General features: G+C 66.1%; 13 protein-coding genes. 8 read left to right on the forward strand and 5 right to left on the reverse strand.

Annotation, left to right across the window (positions count from 1 at the left end; translation table 11 throughout):
- Positions 1–75: 75 nt before the first annotated feature.
- The 3 genes from ACIPK7_RS15585 to ACIPK7_RS15595 are packed head-to-tail and all read left to right on the forward strand — an operon-like array spanning position 76 to position 4,166.
- On the forward strand, positions 76–1,623 hold the full coding sequence (locus tag ACIPK7_RS15585) for an AMP-binding protein (RefSeq protein WP_401088718.1): 1,548 nt from the start codon (positions 76–78) through the stop codon (positions 1,621–1,623).
- Positions 1,624–1,627: 4 nt separating this feature from the next.
- A complete protein-coding gene (locus tag ACIPK7_RS15590) occupies positions 1,628–2,830 on the forward strand; it encodes an acyl-CoA dehydrogenase family protein (RefSeq protein WP_401088720.1) in 1,203 nt (400 codons plus the stop codon).
- 49 nt (positions 2,831–2,879) lie between these two features.
- A complete protein-coding gene (locus ACIPK7_RS15595; RefSeq protein ID WP_401088721.1) occupies positions 2,880–4,166 on the forward strand; it encodes an MFS transporter in 1,287 nt (428 codons plus the stop codon).
- A gap of 39 nt (positions 4,167–4,205) precedes the next feature.
- Here ACIPK7_RS15595 and ACIPK7_RS15600 read toward each other — a convergent pair whose 3' ends face one another.
- Positions 4,206–5,153: a LysR family transcriptional regulator gene (locus ACIPK7_RS15600; protein WP_401088723.1), complete on the reverse strand. Its 948-nt coding sequence runs from the start codon at positions 5,151–5,153 to the stop codon at positions 4,206–4,208.
- A gap of 294 nt (positions 5,154–5,447) precedes the next feature.
- Between ACIPK7_RS15600 and ACIPK7_RS15605 the strand changes: the two genes are divergently transcribed.
- From ACIPK7_RS15605 to ACIPK7_RS15625, 5 genes are read left to right on the forward strand one after another with little or no spacing between them, the layout of a single operon-like run.
- Complete coding sequence (locus ACIPK7_RS15605; protein ID WP_401088725.1) at positions 5,448–7,298, forward strand: DUF1302 domain-containing protein; 1,851 nt, start codon at positions 5,448–5,450, stop codon at positions 7,296–7,298.
- A 14-nt stretch (positions 7,299–7,312) separates the two neighbouring features.
- Positions 7,313–8,665, forward strand: coding sequence for a DUF1329 domain-containing protein (locus tag ACIPK7_RS15610; protein WP_401088727.1), 1,353 nt, complete (start codon positions 7,313–7,315; stop codon positions 8,663–8,665).
- A 13-nt stretch (positions 8,666–8,678) separates the two neighbouring features.
- A complete protein-coding gene (locus ACIPK7_RS15615) occupies positions 8,679–9,044 on the forward strand; it encodes a YidH family protein (protein ID WP_401088729.1) in 366 nt (121 codons plus the stop codon).
- Positions 9,041–9,361, forward strand: coding sequence for a DUF202 domain-containing protein (locus ACIPK7_RS15620; RefSeq protein ID WP_401088731.1), 321 nt, complete (start codon positions 9,041–9,043; stop codon positions 9,359–9,361). The genes ACIPK7_RS15615 and ACIPK7_RS15620 overlap by 4 nt, the downstream gene beginning before the upstream one ends.
- 2 nt (positions 9,362–9,363) lie before the next feature.
- Entirely contained in the window at positions 9,364–10,260 is an 897-nt protein-coding gene (locus tag ACIPK7_RS15625; RefSeq protein ID WP_401088733.1) for a LysR family transcriptional regulator, read from the forward strand.
- On the opposite strand, the gene ACIPK7_RS15630 is transcribed toward ACIPK7_RS15625, so the two are convergent.
- The 4 genes from ACIPK7_RS15630 to ACIPK7_RS15645 all read right to left on the reverse strand — a co-directional run bounded on the left by ACIPK7_RS15630 (position 10,257) and on the right by ACIPK7_RS15645 (position 16,469).
- Positions 10,257–11,828, reverse strand: coding sequence for a diguanylate cyclase (locus ACIPK7_RS15630; protein ID WP_401088735.1), 1,572 nt, complete (start codon positions 11,826–11,828; stop codon positions 10,257–10,259). The genes ACIPK7_RS15625 and ACIPK7_RS15630 overlap by 4 nt on opposite strands.
- 360 nt (positions 11,829–12,188) lie before the next feature.
- On the reverse strand, positions 12,189–12,521 hold the full coding sequence (locus ACIPK7_RS15635) for a hypothetical protein (protein ID WP_192432696.1): 333 nt from the start codon (positions 12,519–12,521) through the stop codon (positions 12,189–12,191).
- 148 nt (positions 12,522–12,669) lie between these two features.
- Positions 12,670–13,935, reverse strand: a complete 1,266-nt coding sequence (locus ACIPK7_RS15640; RefSeq protein WP_401088737.1) for a carbohydrate porin — start codon at positions 13,933–13,935, stop codon at positions 12,670–12,672.
- 107 nt (positions 13,936–14,042) lie between these two features.
- Positions 14,043–16,469 (reverse strand): glucose/quinate/shikimate family membrane-bound PQQ-dependent dehydrogenase, encoded by a 2,427-nt coding sequence (locus ACIPK7_RS15645; protein WP_401088739.1) that lies wholly within the window; start codon positions 16,467–16,469, stop codon positions 14,043–14,045.
- Positions 16,470–16,517: the final 48 nt, after the last annotated feature.

A 16,517-nucleotide genomic window follows, 5' to 3' on the forward strand; every position in this document is an offset into this window, starting at 1 on the left:
GACCTATGGTATTGGCCGGGTCCGGCACCCGGCTCTTAGCATCTCGTGCGTCTCCCCTGACAACGAGAACAACAAGTGGACCTGGGTAAAATCCTGCGCCGTAGCGCGCTTTACTGGCCTGACCGCGAAGCCGTGGTCGACTCCCGCCAACGCATCACCTTCGCCGACCTCGAACGCCGCACCAACCGTCTGGCCTCCGGCCTGCTCGCGCTGGGGCTGGAGCAGGGCGCCCACGTGGCGATCCTGGCGCTCAACCGCGTCGAACTGGTGGAGGCGGAAGTCGCGCTCTACAAGAACGCCATGGTCAAGGTGCCGATCAATGCGCGCCTGGCTCCCGATGAAGTGTTGAGCGTACTGAAGGATTCACGGAGCCAGGCGGTGATCGCTGATGCGGCCTTCGCCCAGCTGATCGACCAGCGTCGCGCCGAACTGGCGGACCTGAAACTGATCGTCCCCCTGGCGGACGCGGGCGCTGACGTGCCTTACATGCAAGTGCTCGAGCGTGGCTCGGAGGCGCACATCAGTTGCGACCCTGCGGATGACGCACTGGCCGTGCTGCACTACACCTCCGGCAGCTCCGGCGTGCTCAAGGCCGCCATGCTCAGCGTCGGCAACCGCAAGGCGCTGGTGCGCAAGAGCATCGCCAGCCCCACGGGCCGTTCCGGCCCCGGCGATGTGATGGCCCACGTCGGCCCCATTACTCATGCCAGTGGCATGCAGGTCATGCCGTTGCTCGCCGCTGGTGCCTGCAACCTGCTGGTGGAGCGCTACGACGACCGCCTGCTGCTGGAGACCATCCAGCGCGAGCGCGTTACGCGGTTGTTCCTGGTGCCGGCGATGATCAATCGCCTGGTGAACTTCCCCGGCGTGGAAACCTACGACCTGAGCAGCCTGCGCCTGGTGATGTACGGCGCCGCTCCAATGGCTCCGGCGCTGGTGCGGCGGGCCATGCAGGTGTTCGGGCCGATACTCGCCCAGGGTTACGGCGCCGGCGAGACCTGTTCGCTGGTCACCGTGCTCACCGAGCAGGACCACATTGCCGCCCTGGAAGACCCCAGGCGCCTGGCCTCCTGCGGGCGCTGCTACTTCGACACCGACCTGCGGGTGGTCAACGAAGACTTCGAGGACGTGAAGGCAGGCGAGATCGGCGAGATCGTCGTGCGCGGGCCGGACATCATGCAGGGCTACTGGCAGGCGCCGGAGCTGACCGCCGAGGTCATGCGCGACGGCTACTACCTCACCGGCGACCTCGCCACGGTGGATGAGCACGGCTACGTGTTCATCGTCGACCGCAAGAAGGAAATGATCATTTCCGGCGGCTTCAACATCTACCCGACCGAGGTGGAGCAAGTGCTTTACAGCCTGCCGGAAATCTTCGAGGCGGCGGTGGTCGGCGTGCCCGACGAGCAGTGGGGCGAGGCGATCAAGGCAGTGGTGGTGCTCAAGCCCGGCATGCAGTTGGACGAGGCGCGGATCATCGAGCTGTGCGCCGCACAGTTGGCTGGCTTCAAGAAGCCGCGCAGCGTGGATTTCGTCCGCGAACTGCCCAAGAACCCCAACGGCAAGGTCGTGCGGCGCCTGGTGCGCGAGCCCTACTGGCAGAACCAGGATCGGCGGATCTGAGGACATGAGCATGCAATCGAACCCTGTGCAATCGAGCTATCCGGGCATCCAGCCCAGCGCCAAGGCGCAAGCGATCATCGACGACCTGCGCGGCTTCCTGCGTGAGGAGCTGCTGCCGCTGGAGCAGCGCGAGGGCATCCGCTTCGGCGAGAAGCACCCGCGCGAGCTGCTGCGCAACCTGTGGAAGCGTTCCTGCGAGCGCGGCTTCTACAACATCATGCTGCCCGAGGAACTGGGCGGCGCCGGCTTGGGCATCGCCGACCTGTGCGCAGTGAAGGAAGCCGCCGCCAGCAGCGGTGCGGTGTTGGCCGCCCACGTGCTGGGCGAACTGAGCGGCCCGCCGCGCGTCGGCCACCTGTTCCGCGTGGCTAGCGAAGAGCAGATCGAGCATTTCCTGCGCCCGGTGTGCCGCGCCGAGAAGGCCGTGTGCTTCGCGCTGACCGAGGCCGAGGCCGGCTCCGACGCCACGGCGATCAAGACCAGCGCGCGCCTGGAGGGCGACCACTACGTGCTGGACGGTGCCAAGCGCTACATCTCCGGCGCGCCCTACGCGGACTTCGCCGTGCTGCTGGCGGTGACCGGGCCGGGCAAGGGCGCGGAAGGCATCTCGGCGTTCTTCGTCGATCTCGCAGCTCCCGGCGCGAAGGTAGTCTCTGACTACCAGGCGATGTCTGGCCCAGGCACCCACGGCGACATCATCCTCGAAGGGGTGAAAGTGCCGCTGGCGCACCGCATCGGCGAGGAGGGCAAGGGCTTCAAGCTGGCCATGGGGCGCATCACCCTGAATCGCCTGCTGCATTGCGCGACCATGCTCGGCATGGCCGAGCTGGCGCTGAACCTGTCGGTGGATTACGCCCGCACGCGGGTGCAGTTCGGCCGGCCTATCGGCATGTTCCAGGCGGTCAGCCACATGATCGCCGACATGGCCACCGAGCTGTATGCCGCGCGCAGCATGATGTACGCCACCGCGGCCAGCTATGACGGGGGCGGCGACATACGCACCCAGTCGTCGATGTGCAAGGTGTTCAGCTCGGAGACCGCCTTCCGCATCGCCGACCGCGCGGTGCAGGTGCACGGCGGCGCCGGATTGATCAACGGCCATCCGGTGGAGTGGCTGTTCCGCGCGACCCGTATGATGCGCATCCTCACCGGGACCAGCGAAATCCAGCGCAACACCATCGCCAAGGGCATCCTGATGCCCGATTGAGCGGGTGGCTGCGAGCGCGCTCGACAATAACAAGAGAGAGACAAGCAACATGCACGACTCTTACGCCCCAAATCATGCCTACCAGCCTCGCCAGGCCTGGACGGTCGCCTTCCTGCTGGCGGCGATGATGCTGGTGAACTTCCTCGACAAGGTGGTCACCGGACTGGTCGCGGTGCCGATGATGAAGGAGTTGAACCTGACCCCGGCCGAATTCGGTCTGGTCGGTGGCAGCTTGCACTGGCTGTTCTCCATCTCCGCGGTGGTCGGCGGCTTCCTCGCCAATCGCCGCTCCACCCGCTGGATGCTGCTGGGCATGGGCGCCTTCTGGGCGCTGGTGCAGTTGCCGATGCTCTATGCCACTTCGCTATGGACGCTGGTGGCCTGCCGGGTGCTGCTGGGCGTGGGTGAGGGACCGGCTTCGCCGGTCGCCACACACGCGCTGTACAAGTGGTTCCCCGACGAGCGCCGCAGCCTGCCGGTGGCGCTGCTGCACTCGGGCAGCGCCATGGGCCTGCTGATCGCCGGGCTGATGATCCCCTGGGTCAGCACCCACTACGGTTGGCGCAGCAACTTCGCCATCCTCGCGATCCTCGGCGCGGTGTGGTGCGCGGCCTGGTTCTTCTTCGGCCAGGAAGGCCGGCTGGGCGAGGTACGCCAGGGCCAGCCGGGTGGCGAGCGCCTGCCGTATCGCCGCCTGCTGGGCGACAGCACGGTGCTGGCCAACTACTTCTGCCACTTCGCCGCCAACTGGTCGCTGGCGCTGACCCTGACCTGGGTGCCGGCCTACCTGGAAAGCGGCCTGGGCCTGAGCGGGATGAACGCCGGGCGCCTGTTCGGCCTGTTCGTGCTGGTGACCATGCCGCTGAGCCTGTTCATGGCGTGGCTGTCGCAGCGCATGCTGCGCGCCGGGTTGTCGTCGCGGGTGGCGCGGGGCGTGTTCGTCTCCGCCTGCCTGATGGCCAGCGGTGTGCTGTCGATCAGTCTGCTGGCAGACCTGCCGGTGGTCCTGCGCATGACCTACATGACCCTCAGCGGCGGCCTCGCGCTGGTGATGTACTCGGTAGGCCCGGCGATGCTGGCGGAAGTCACGCCCACCGCCCAGCGCGGCAGCATCCTTGCCATCGGCAACGCCTTCTCCTCACTGGCGGGGCTGAGCGCACCCATCGTCACCGGTTTCCTGGTGCAACGCTCCGGCGGGCTGGACGGCGCCGGCTACGCTCATGGCTTCGCGGTCAGTGGCGTGCTGCTGGTGGTGGCGGGGCTGGTCGGTCTGGCCTGGCTGCGCCCGCAGCGATCGCGGGCCCAACTGTCCGCGGGGCTGGCTACCGCCGGCTGACCGGTAGCGCCTTGCACGCGGGCAATGAGGGTGACTCGGTCAATCGACGAGATTGACCGCCGGGAAAGGCGAGCGCTCGATCAGCTCGCCTTTCCAGGTTCCGTTACGCACCGATTCCACCAGCAGTTCGCGCATAAGGTCGTGCACGCAGGAGGCGGCAAAGCTCAGCGGCTTGTGCGCCGAATGGGCAATGGACACGGTGCGCTCGATCTGCGGCTCGACGATGCGCCGCGCCAGGGATTGCGAACCGACCTCGATGGGCGGCCAGTTGCTGATGGACGCCGCCAGCCCGCTGACCACCAGGCCGGTAATGCCATAGGCGGACTGCTGTTCGTACTTCACGTTCAGTTCCAGGCCGGCCGCCATGGCCGCCTGCTCGATACGCCGGCGCAAATGCATGCCCCGTGGCGGCATCACCAGCGGCTGGCTGAGCGCCTCGGCCAGGGTGATGGTGTCCCCCGTGCTGGCCAGTTGCATCTGTCCGACCCAGTAGAGCTGTTCGACGAAGATCGGCTCGGCGATCACACCTTCCAGCTCCTCGGCATTGGGCACGATGCCGAAATCCACCTTGCCCAGCTCGATGGCCTCGCCGCCTTCCTTGCTCAGGCCGTCGCGCACCACCAGGTCGATGCCGGGGAAACGCTCCTGCACGCGCTGGATGATCGCCGGCAGCAGCAGGGCGGAGGTGGTCACCGGGATCGCCACGGACACCCGGCCGCGCGGGTCGCCCCGGCTGGAAACCAACTCGTCCTTCACCGAATCGATCTTCTGCACCACCGAGCGCGCCACTTCGTAGAGGCGACGGCCGGCGTCGGTCAGGTCCACGCCGTCGTGCTGGCGCAGCAGCAGTTGCACCTCCAGTTCGCTCTCCAGCATGCCGATCTGCCGGCTCAGCGCCGGCTGGGCGATATAGGCCTTGCGGGCGGCGGCGGAGAAGCTGCCGGCCTCGGCGATGGCGATCAGGTAACGCAACTGCTTGAGGGTCATCGTCGTGCCTTTCCGGCCATGCCGGTTTGTTATGGGGCCCATCTGAAGACGATATTTGTTCGTCCAGAAAGGGCTATTTAGTATCGGCCTGTCCACGCAAATCAAGGGCCGTTAACGATAAGTCAACAATCTGCCAAGTCTTCTGGAAGTTCATCGGAAGAGCAATTTATAGATTAAAAATATTCATTAAATTCAGAAGCATATGCTCGAAACTTCACGTCACTTAAAGTGATTTCGAGGAAGGCTTGCTATTGCCTGAAGATCGCTCGAACAAGAATAAAGAGGATAAGAGTGATGACGCCGAAAGTTCGCATCATGGTGCGAGGCTCATGGCTATTGGTCGCAACTTGCGCCTGCCATTCCGCCTGGGGTTACAACTTCGAGATCGGGGAAATCCAGGGTCAGCTCGACTCTGCGCTGTCGCTGGGCGCCAGCATGTCGACCCACAACCCGGAACAGCGCCTTATGCTTAGCGCCTCGGGCGATGACGGCCGGCGCAACTATCGAGCCGGCGACGTCTTCTCGAAAATCTTCAAGGGTCGCCACGACCTGGAGCTGAAGTACAACGACAGTGGCGTATTCCTGCGCGGCAGCTACTGGTACGACTACGCCCTGCGCGACGAGAGCCAGCGTTTCAAGGACGTCGAGGACAACGGCCGCAAGAACGCCAACAAGTCCGCCGGCTTCGAGCTGCTCGACGCCTTCGTCTATCACAACTTCCAGATCGCCGATGAGCCGGGCTCCGTGCGCCTGGGCAAGCAGGTGGTGAACTGGGGCGAGAGCACCTTCATCCAGGGCGGCCTTAACGTGGTTAACCCGACCAACCTGTCGGCCATCCGCCGGCCGGGCTCGGAGGTGAAGGACGCGCTGGTGCCGGTGAACCTGTTCTACGTCACCCAGAACCTCAGCGAGAACCTCTCGACGGACTTTTTCTACCAGCTGGACTGGGAACAGACCAATCTGGACAACTGCGGCACCTTCTTTTCCAGCAACGACTATATCCCCGAAGGCTGCTCCGGCCTGGATGTCGGCAGGAACCTGCAGGGCAACGCCGCTGCCGTGCGCGCGCTGTCGCCGTTCGGCGTCGACCTGACCAGCGAAGGCATCCGCCTGCAGCGCGCCGCCGACCAGGACGCGCGCAACAGCGGCCAGTGGGGCCTGTCGCTGCACTGGTTCGTGCCGGCTTTGGACACAGAGTTCGGCGCCTATGCGGCCAACTACCACAGCCGCCTGCCGTATACCGGCTCGATCAGCAGCCCGTACCTGACCAATACCAGTTTTGTCCCGCAACTGTGCGGCAACCTGGGTCTGTCCGGGGCGGCCTGCAACGGCTTGATGAGCAGCAGTGCCGGCAAGACGCTGACCGACGCGCTGCGCATGGGCACTTCCAGCTATTTCGTCGAGTACCCCGAAGACATCCGCCTGTATGGCCTGACCTTCGCCACCACGCTGGCCAGCGGCACCGCTCTGCAGGGCGAGATCAGCTACCGGCCGAACCTGCCGCTGCAGTTCAACGGCCCGGACCTGATCCAGTCCGGCCTGGGCGATCCGTCACGCACGCCCTTGTACGACAGTGGCGTCGTGGCCTACGCCGACAGCAACGCCACCGACGGCTACCGCCGCAAGGAAGTGACTCAGGCGCAGATGACCGCCACCCAGACCATCAGCCAGGTCATGGGCGCGGACCAATTGGTGCTGGTGGGCGAGGTGGGCGCCACCTTCGTTGGCGGCCTGGAGGGCAACGGCGGCCCGCGCTACGGGCGCAACAGCACCTTCGGTTCGGGCGAGTTGGCCAACAACGCGGTGTGCATCGCCAACTCGGCCACGCCGGAAAACTGCAACAACGAAGGCTTCGTTACGTCCTTCTCCTGGGGCTACCGCGCCCGGGCGATCTGGAGCTACGCCAACGCCATCGCCGGTATCGACCTCAAGCCCGGCCTCTCCTGGTCCCACGATGTGAAGGGCTACGCCCCGGCGGAGGTCTCGGGTTTCAACGAGGGCTCCAAGGCGGTCGGCGTCTCGCTGGATGCGGACTTCAACAGCACCTACACCGCCGGCATTTCCTACACCAACTATTTCGATGGCGACTACGGCAACCGCGGCGACCGCGATTTCGTCTCGCTGTCGGTCGGCATCAACTTCTGACGGAGCCTGCCCCCTTGAAACGCATTTACTGCCTGTTCTCCGCCATCCTCCTGGCCCCCGGCGCGCATGCCGCCGTGCCGGCCGGGGAGGCTGCCAAGCTGCAAGACAGCCTGACCCCCATGGGCGCCGAACGCGCCGCCAGCGCCGACGGCAAGGTCCCGGCCTGGCAGGGCGGGCTGTCCGGCGATGGCCTGAAGATCCAGGGCAACGGTACGCCGGCCGACCCTTACGCCGGTGACCAGCCGCTGTTCACCATCGATTCGGGCAACTACCAGCAATACCAGGCCAACCTCACGGCGGGCCAGATTGCGCTGCTCAAGCGCTACCCCGGCCAGTACAGGCTGCCGGTGTACCCGAGCCACCGCAGCGTGGGCGTCTCCGAGCAGGTGAAGGGCTGGGTGGCGCAGAACGCCACCGGCGCGAAACTGGTGAACGAAGGCAACGGCATCGAGGGCTTCCACGGCGCGGTGGCCTTCCCGATCCCGCAGAACGGCCTGGAAGCGATCTGGAACCACATCACCCGCTACCGCGGCGGCAGCCTGCTGTCGGTCAACGACAGCGCGGCGCCCCAGGCCGGCGGCGACTACGTGATCACCACCACCGAACAGCGCTTCACCATGGCCGACCAGGTGAGCAACTATGAGCCGGGCAAGGTGGACAACATGTTGTTCTATTACAGCCACCGCATCACCGCGCCCTCGCGTCAGGTGGGCGAGGTGGTGCTGGTCCATGAGACGCTGGACCAGGTGAAGCAGCCGCGCCTGTCCTGGGTCTACAGCTCCGGCCAGCGCCGCGTACGCCGCGCCCCGGACAACGCCTACGACGCCGCCGGGCCCACCACCGCCGGTCTGCGTACCGCCGACAGCCGCGACATGTACAACGGCGCGCCGGATCGCTACGACTGGAAGCTGATCGGCAAGAAAGAGTTGTACATCCCCTACAACAGCTACCGCCTGGCCTCGCCGAGCCTGAAGTACGCGGACTTCCTCAAGCCCGGCGTGATCGACGCTGCGCCGACCCGCTACGAGCTGCACCGCGTCTGGGAAGTGGAGGCAACCCTGAAGCCCGGCGCACGGCACATCTACTCCAAGCGCCGCTTCTACCTCGACGAGGACAGCTGGACGGTGGTCGAGAACGACCAGTACGACAGCCGTGGCGAGCTCTGGCGGATTGGTGAAAACCACACCTTCTACCGCCCGGATGCCCAGGTGCTGCTGTCCGCCGCGCAGGTGTTCTATGACCTGCAGGCCGGCCGCTACATCGCTTCGAACATGAGCAACGAGCAGCCGCGCGGCTATGACTTCGGCTTCCGTGCTACCACGTCGGACTACTCGCCGGGCGCCCTGCGCGGCCTGGGTATCCGCTGATGGGGCAGCGGCAATGAGCAGCGGCCGCAGCCGCCTGGCCGACCGCCTGCTGGGCGGCGGTCAGGAGCCGGACCCGCGTTTCACCCTGGCCAACGAGCGCACCTTTCTGGCCTGGATTCGCACCTCCATGGCGCTGTTGGCCGGCGCCATCGCCGTGGACGCCTTCGCAGACTCCGCGCTGGCGGGGGCCGCACGGACCTTCTTCGCGCTGGTGCTGGCCGGCCTCGGCCTGTTCACGGCGGGAGCAGCCGGGTTGCGCTGGCTGAGCGTGGAGCGCGCGCTGCGCCAGGGGCGGCCCTTGCCGGTGCCTTTGTTGGTGCCGCTGTTGGCGCTGGCCTGCGTGGTGCTGGCTGCCGGGCTGATCGGCTACCAGCGATGAGCCGCGACAAGGGATTGCAGGCCGAGCGCACCACGCTGGCCTGGACGCGGACCCTGCTGGTGCTGCTGGTGTTGGCGGCGCTGGTGCTGCGGCGGATCGGCGAATTGTCTGCGCTGGCGCTGATACCCGCGGCGCTGCTGGTGAGTTGCGCGCTGGTCTGCCTGGTCGGGCAGGGCGGCCACTACCGGCGCAGTTGCCTGGCGCTCGCTGGTGTGTGCCGTGGCGGTAATGGTCGCGCCGTGGCCTGCCTGTGCCTGGCGCTGATGCTGGCCGCCGGCTTGCTGCTCGGCCTGATCCTGCTGCACGACGACTTCTGAACATGCACGACCTGTACGACCTCGACCTGAACCTGCTGTCGGTGTTTGACGCCATCTACCAGCAGCGCAGCATCACCCGCGCCGCGCGCTTGATGGGGCTCAGCCAGCCGGCAGTGAGCAACGCCCTGAGCCGCCTGCGCAAGCACTGCGGCGACCCGCTGTTCATCAAGAGCCACCTGGGCGTGACGCCCACCGTGGCAGCGCACCGCCTGGCCGATCACGTGCGCCTGGCCTTCGAGAGCCTGCGCGAAGGCTGGCGCCACGTGCCGGGACGTGAGCCGTCCGCGCCGGAACTGCGGGTCAGCTGCATCGACTGCCTGCAGCCGCTGTTCCTCGACACGGCCTTGACGCGGCTCGGCGAAGGCTGGCGGGTGACTTTCTACCAGCCACAACGCCGCGTGGCCTTCGACGAACTGCGCGGCGGCCAATTGGACATCCTGCTGGACATCGATCAGGTGGTGCCGTTCGGTTATGGCATCGAGCGCATCACGGTCCCGGCGGATCACTACGTCTTCGCGCATGGCGGGGCGCTGGAGCAAGTGCCGGAAACCCTCGCCGAGTACCTGCAGCAACCGCAGATCCAGGTCTCGGCGCGCCGCGGCGGCCTCTGTCCGGTCGACCTGCAGTTGGGATTGCGCGGGCTGCGACGGAATATTGCCTGTCGCGTACAGAGCGCCCTGGCTGCGCGACTGATGCTTGATCGTCATCCGCTGGGGGTGACGTTGCCGGCGCGCATGGCCCGCCTGCTCGGCCTGAGCAGCCAGGCGTTGCCGCTGGGCGAGCCGGTGGCATTTCCGGTGGCCCTCTACATCGCCCCCGGTCTGGGCGATGGCGGGCGCATCAACGCTCTGGCACGTGCGCTGGTCGCCACCTTGACGAGCCGGGATCCAGTCGCCTAGGGCTGGTCGCTGCTGATCACGCGGTTACGGCCGCTTTGCTTGGCGCTGTAAAGACGCTTGTCAGCCAGCTTGAGCACCGCATCCGGGGTCTGCGCCAGCGGACCGAGTTCGGCTACGCCGACCGATAGGGTGAGCAGGCCCACCTCGGGAATCTGCGTCACGGCCACCGTTGCGCGAATGCGCTCGGCGATGCCGGCGGCGGTTTCCAGGGAAGCCTGCGGCAGCAGCAGGACGAACTCTTCGCCGCCGGCGCGGCAGGCCAAGTCGCCGGCGCGGGAATAATCGCGCAACACCGCTGCGATACGGCGAAGCGCTTCGTCGCCGGCATCGTGGCCCCAAGTGTCGTTGACCCGCTTGAAATGGTCGATGTCCACCGCCAGCACCGAGTAGGCCAGCCCGGACTGCTCCAGCGCATCTAGCGCCACGCCCAGTGCGCGGCGATTGGCCAGGCCGGTGAGGGCGTCGCTCTGCGCCTCCTGGCTCAGTTGGCCAAGCTTCTGCTGCATCAGCCCGACGCCGGTCAGCAGCGCCTTACGGATCGCCGCGGCCTCACGGTACCAGGTGTTGATACCCTGCAGTTCGCGGGGCGTTTCCGGATTCGACAGCTGTTCGGCGCTCTGCGCCAGCTGACGCAGCGGCCGCGTGATCAGCAGGGTGCCGGCCCAGATCGCCAGCACGCCGAGCAGGCTGGCGGGGATCAGGCCGAGGAACATGTCCTTCATCAGCAGGTGCAATGGAGACAGGCTGAGGTCGCGTGGCTGTTGGGCGACTACCGCCCAGTTGGCGTCGGGTACCGGGGCGAATCCGGCGAGCATGGGGACGCCCTTGTAGTTGGTCACCTCCAGGGCGCCGCTCTCGCCGCGCAGGGCGGCTTCGATCGTGGTGCTGCGTTTGACGATCTCGCCGACCCTCTGGCGGTCCGGGTGGTGCAGCAGGCGGCGGTTGGCGTCGGCAACGAAGGCGAAGGTGCCTTCCTGCTGGAAGTGGCTGCCGATGATGCTGTGCAGCACGCTGGGCTTCAAGATGTACACCGAACCACCGATCAGCCCCAGATACTCGCCGCTGGGGCTGGTGATCGGCTGTGAAATGAGCACCACCAGGTTGCCGGCGATGGATTCATAGGCCTGGCTGATGGTCGGCCGTTTCAGGCGCAGGGCTTCCTGGACCGCCTCCGAGCGTAGCGTGGTGCCGACTATCTGCAGCGAATCGGGGTAGGCCTGCAGGACCTTGCCGCTGGCGTCGACGATGACGATGGAGTTGAAGAAGGTATCCTGCGACTGCAGGCGCATCGCCTCTGCATGCAGTACCGGTGGCTCGTGAAAATGGTTGGCGAGTATCCCGGAGCTGTAGGCCAGGTTGCGCCGCGCGGAGCCGAGGAATTCGCTGATGCTCGACGCCACCTTGGCGGCGTAGGCGCGGTTGGCCTCCAGCGTCGAGTGGATCAGCGCGGTGCGCTGCACGTTGTAGGCGACCACCAGGCTATTACCGAGGGTGGCCAGCGCGGCGAGCAGCACGAAGACCAGTATCAGCATCCGCAGGGTCAGCGGTTTGCGGCTCCAGCGCTTCATGTGCTGGCCTGCGGAGTAGGGCGTGTTCGTAGGGGCGGGGTCTGAGCCATGTAAGCGCCGGCGCTGGTGAAAGACGTGCAGCCTACCCGCCGATCCGCGACGGGGCGAGGTTAAGGATAGGCAGGCTTGCGGCCCGCGTCACATCGAAGGTGGTGCGGCAGGCGGGCGCCGGCCGTGTTGATGCCGTTGCATGAGCCATGTCCGTAGGGCGGATAACGCCTTGGGGGTTATGCGCCCTACGATGAGGTAGTCCTGCATCGGGCGAGTTCGCGAGCAAGCTGCCAAACCAACCGGCGAACAGATCGAGCGGCCATAAAAAAAAGCCCCGCATTGCGCGGGGCTCTTTCATTCACTCGTCACTCAAGCGTGCTTGCGCAGCTCGGTGCTGAGGCCGGCCTGGGCGATCGTTGCGATCGCCTGTTCGCGCGTGGCCTCGGAGTCGTACAGCTTGCTGGTCAGCAGTTCTGCACCGGTGTTATCGCGGATCACGAAGAAATTCTTGCCGCCGGGGGACATCTGGCGCTTGTAGCGCTCGACGGCCGCACAGGAGCTGCGGAGGCTGTTGATGGCCTGCTCGGCTGCCTCCTGTGTCGGGTAAGCGAGAGTTTCCAGCAGAGTACCGTGGGCAGTGTTCTTGAGCAGAACGCGACGGTTGCCGCTGCTGAGTTCCTTGATTTCATACCAACCGGGCATGTGTAGCTCCATATAACCGGTGTCAACGTCCTGCGGGTGTTCCCGCAGGGTGACAGACCAGTTTAGGAGTACGGGCGTTCTATTTGTATAGGAAAAGTCCTATGAATCATGGGGTTACTGTATCAATTTGTCTCAGGCGTGGCCTTTCTCAGAAGGTTGCCTTGACCTGCAGGCCGAGCAGCAGGCTGTTGTCGATGTCCTGGCCGGAGAATGCGCCCGGCTCGATGACGTATTGCAGGTCCGGGCGCAGGATGAGCCAGGGCGTGGCCTGGTAGCCGTAGCTCAATTCGATGAGTTGCTCGCCGCTGTCCAGATTCGGATAGTCCTGGCCGTTGGCAAGGGCGTTGTTTTCCTGCACTTCGCGGCTGCGCGGGTTGGGCACGGCGCGGCCGTAACCCAGCGCGAGGCTGTCCTTCGGTCGGCCTTCAAAGGGTTTGTAGAGCACGACGCCGGCGCCATACCACTTGGTGAAGGGCGAGGCGGCGCTGCTGGCGGCCGAGGCCTGGCCGAAGACGTGCAGGCTGCGCCCCATGGAGGTCGGGTCGTTCCACACAGCCTGGTCAACCAGCAGGTAATGACCGCTGCGGCCGGACTCCTGCTTGTCGCTGCCGATGCGCTGCACGTCGGAGCTGTCGTAGTACCAGCCCAGTTTGTACTCGCCGGGCAGCTCGCCCTGAGGTTTGTAGATCAGCTCGATGGGTACCACGGTGCCGGTGGTGTGCTTGGGGGTGAGGTGCCAGGCGCGGCTGGAGTTGCCGTTGCTTTCCGGGTCGACGTTGAAGGCGGCGATGCGCAGTTGCCAGTCCGGCGCGAAGCTGTACTTCACCCGTGCGCCCAGATGCGCGTTGGGATAGTTGGTCCAGCCGCTGCCGCCGGACATGTTCAGCGGGTGGCCGCAGAAGCCGGCGTTCATGAAGTTGCAGAGGATGCCGCTGTCCAGCCCGCCGACGTCGTTGCCCATGGACATGTAGCCGAGCTTGAGGTTCAGCGTCTGGCTCAGGTCGCGCTCGTAGCTCAGCTCGGTCAGACGGGTGTAGAGGCCGCCGTAGTTTTCCTGCACCGGCAGGCGGTTGCCCACCAGGTCTTCCGAGGCGCTGTTGCCGCGACGGTCGTTGATGGTCAGCTGGACCTTGCCGCCGTTGTCCAGGCCATAGAGTTTCGACAGGTCGAACTGCACGCCCAGCTTGATGTTCTGCGAATAGCGCGCCGAGCGGTGCAGGCCGCCGTGGGCGTTGTAGGCGGTCTCGCCGCTGTAGTCGCCGGTGAACTTGACGCCGTCCTGTTCCAGCTGGTGGCGCAGGCCGCCCCAGTCGCCGGTCATGGTCGGTCTTTCGAGCAGGCCTTCTTCGGCCAGCGCGGGCAGCGAGGCGATGCACAGCAGCAGGCCGGGCGTGAGGCGAAGGGAAGTGCGCATGGGATTTCCTGAACGTGAAGCGAATAAAAAAAGGCGCGGTGGTAGTGCCGCGCCGGAAGGAGGCGCCCGCACGAGGCGGGCGCGATGGGATCGTCAGGCCTGGCCGCTCACTGCTTGTCGGGCAGGGCGTAGGCCATCACGTAGTCGCCGCGGTCGCTGGACTGGCGGGCGCCACCGGCGGTGACGACGATGAACTGTTTGCCGGTCTTGGGCGACACGTAGGTCATCGGGCCGCCCTGGCTGCCGACGGGCAGGCGGGCTTTCCAGATTTCCTTGCCGTTGCCGCTGTCGTAGGCGCGCAGGTAGAAGTCCTGGGTGCCGGCGATGAACACCAGGCCGCCCTGGGTGGACAGCGTGCCGCCGAGGGTCGGCAGGCCGATGGGGATCGGCAGGTGCATGCGGATGCCCAGCGGGCCGGTGTCTTCCACGGTGCCCACCGGAACCTGCCAGGCTACCTGGCGGGTCTTCATGTCGATGGCGGTGAGGGTGCCGAACGGCGGTGCCTGGCACGGGATGCCGGCCACCGAGAGGAAGCGGTTCTTGTTCACCGCGTAGGGCGTGCCTTTGAGCGGCACGGCGCCCATGCCGGTGTTCAGCGCCTCGCCGCCGCCGGCTGCCGCGCCCTTGTTGGCCGAGGGGATCATCTGGATCCACAGGCCCAGGCGCATGTCGTTGACGAAGATGAAGCCGTGCACCGGGTCGGTGGAGAGACTGCCCCAGTTCATGCCGCCCAGGGAGCCGGGGAAGCTCAGCGACAGGTCGGTGCCGGGCGCGGTGTAGAGGCCGTCGTAGCGCATCTTCTTGAAGTCGATGCGGCACAGTAGCTGGTCATACGGCGTGGCGCCCCACATGTCCGACTCGGTGAGGGTCTGCGCGCCGATCTGCGGCATGCCAACGGATTTCGGCTGGGTCGGCGAGTAGGGCTCGTTAGGGATGTTGCCCGGCTTGACCGGTACGTCCTTCACTTCGGTGAGCGGCTTGCCGGTGGCGCGGTCGAGGACGTAGATCTGCCCGGCCTTGGTGCCGATCACCACGGCGGGAACGGTCTTGCCATCGGCCACCGGGAAGTCGATCAGGCTCGGCTGCATCGGCAGGTCGAAGTCCCAGAGGTCGTTGTGCACGGTCTGGTAGACCCACTTCTGCGCACCGGTGGTGGCGTCCAGGGCGAGGACTGACGCGCCGTAGGTGTGGTCGAGCCTGGTGCGCTCCACGCCATAGATGTCGGTGGAGGAGCTGCCCATGGGCAGGAAGACGGTGTTCATCGCCGGGTCATAGGACATCGGCGCCCAGCTGTTGGGAGTGCTGCGCACATAGGTCTTGCCGTCCGCCGGGGCCTGCCTGTCTTCCGGGTTGCCCGGATCGAAGGCCCAGCGCATGGCGCCGGTGATGACATCGAAGCCACGGATCACGCCGCCGGGCATGTCGGTCTGGACGTTGTCCGCGACGCGCCCGCCGACTACCACGGTGGTGCCGGCGATGAGCGGCGCGGAGGAGAGCTGGTAGTAGGAATCGGGCACGTCACCCAGGCCGGCCTTCAGGTCGACCTGGCCGTTGTTGCCGAAGCCCTGGCAGAACTCGCCGGTGTCGGCGTCCACCGCGATCAGGCGCGCGTCGATGGTGTTGGTCAGCAGGCGACGCTGGCAGTTGGCGCCGGCCGGAACGCTCGCGACGATGACCTGCGAGCTGTTCGGCTGGGTCGGCTGGGCGATCTGCTTGGTGGCATCGAAATAGGCCATGCCACGGCAGCGCTGCCAGACCTTGGACTGGGCGTTGATCTCGTTCTTCCAGAGTTCCTTGCCGGTGTCCGCGTCGAGGGCAATCAGGTTGTTGTGCGGGGTGCAGATGAACACCTTGTCGCCGACCTGCAGCGGGGTGAGCTGGTCTTCCGCGCCGTTGCCGTCGCTGATCGCCACGTCGCCGGTGTGGTAGGCCCAGGCCACCTTGAGCTTGTCGACGTTGCCACGGTTGATCTGGTCCAGCGCGGCAAAGCGGCTGCCGCCCTCGGTGTTGCCGTAATGGGCCCAGTCCTTCTGCGCGTGGGCCGGGTCGACTGGTGTCAGCCCAGGGCCCTTGCCTGTGGGGGCAACGCTGGGATGGGCGACGAACATGTTGCCGGCGGCGATCACCACCAGCACTGCCAGCACGCCAGCGATGCCGTATGCACCACGGCCAGCCTCGCGACCGGCGGAACGCGCCAGCAGCGGGTAGACCAGAGCAACTACCACGCCGATCGCGCTGAACATGAACAGGCGCGAGAACAGCGGCCAGAACACCAGGCCGGTGTCGGCCACGGCCCAGACCGCGGTTGCCACCAGGAAGGCGGCGAACAGCCAGGCGCCGGCCGGCTTGCGCAGGGCGATCAGCAGGCCGGAAACGGCCATGGCCAGACCGCCGATGAGGAAGTACCAGGAACCGCCGAGGCTGACCAGGCGGATGCCGCCGGCGGCCAGGGCGAGGCCGAGGAGGGCGATGACCACACCCAGGCCGAGGAGGATGAAAGTGCTCACGCGGGAGGCGCGCTGTACTGATTTCATACAGAAGGTTCTCACTGTTGGATTCGCCGATTATACTCTTAGCAAGCT

It is taken from the genome of Pseudomonas sp. NPDC086581, assembly GCF_044746165.1.
Classification (GTDB): domain Bacteria; phylum Pseudomonadota; class Gammaproteobacteria; order Pseudomonadales; family Pseudomonadaceae; genus Pseudomonas.